Here is a 979-nt window from a genome sequence, read left to right on the forward strand (position 1 = left end):
GGCTGACCGCCGCCTTCTTCAAGGGCGTCGGCCAGCTCCCGGTGGACCGCTCGGGCGTGCGCGGCGGGGCGGCGCTCGGCGGTTCACCCGGACGGGGTTCACCCGGACGGCGTTCGACCGGGTGGAGTTCGACCGGCCGACGTCCACTCGCCCGGAGTTCGACCGGACGGCGTCTACTTGGCCGGAGTTCGACCGGCCGCGGTTCGCCCGGACCGGGTTCACCCGGACGGCACCGATCCGGACGACACCGGGGCGGGGGGCCTCTCATCGGGGGTGAGAGGCGCCCCACCGCGGTGGGGGATGCGGCGGTGCGGGCGGAGGACGCCTGGGCGGCCCGCGCTCAGGGCTGTGCTCAGGGCTGTGCTCAGGCCGGCAGGACGATCCCGGTCTCGCCGCTGCCCGGGCGGCCGGCGGGGCGGGCGACGGGGGCGCCGCTCTGCTGGAGGCGGTCGACCAGCAGCGCCGCCAGGGTGCCGAGTTCCTCCTCGGTGCGGGACTGCGCGGTGACGTCCATGCCGACCGTCAGCACGCCGCTGACCTGACCGGTGCGGGCGGTGCGCAGCGGGCTGCAGGTGAAGCTGAAGACCTGCTGGCCGCGCTGGGCGTCGGGGCGCAGGGATTGGACGCGGACCTCGTTGAGGACGGTGGCGCGTCCGGTGCGGTAGGCCTCGGTGACCGCCTGCTGGAGGCCGGCGGCGGCGAGCTGGGGGTAGGCCTGGCCGATTCCGCCGTAGGCCGCCGGGGCGCCGAAGACCTCGGCGTGCTGGGCGTTGGCGTAGCGGATCTCCTGGCCCGGGCAGTCGGTGAGCATGATCGGGAAGGGCGAGCCGTCGAAGGCGGCGAACATCTCCTGCTGCTGGGCGACCAGGTTGTCGCGCAGCCGGATCTCGGAGAGCAGGGCCTCGGCGAGGTGCTGGATGTCGCGCAGCCGCTCGCGGCCCCACTGGCGGGGTTCGTGGTCCAGGACGCAGACGGTGCC

1 protein-coding gene is annotated in these 979 nt (G+C 75.2%); it reads right to left on the reverse strand.

Translation table 11 applies throughout. The features are described 5' to 3' along the window. Window positions 1-364: 364 nt before the first annotated feature. The coding region (locus ABD308_RS32390) for a PAS domain-containing protein (protein WP_344343036.1) at window positions 365-979 on the reverse strand (615 nt) is incomplete at its 5' end.

The sequence above is a fragment of the Kitasatospora putterlickiae genome (assembly GCF_039527695.1).
In the GTDB taxonomy this organism is placed as follows: domain Bacteria; phylum Actinomycetota; class Actinomycetes; order Streptomycetales; family Streptomycetaceae; genus Kitasatospora; species Kitasatospora putterlickiae.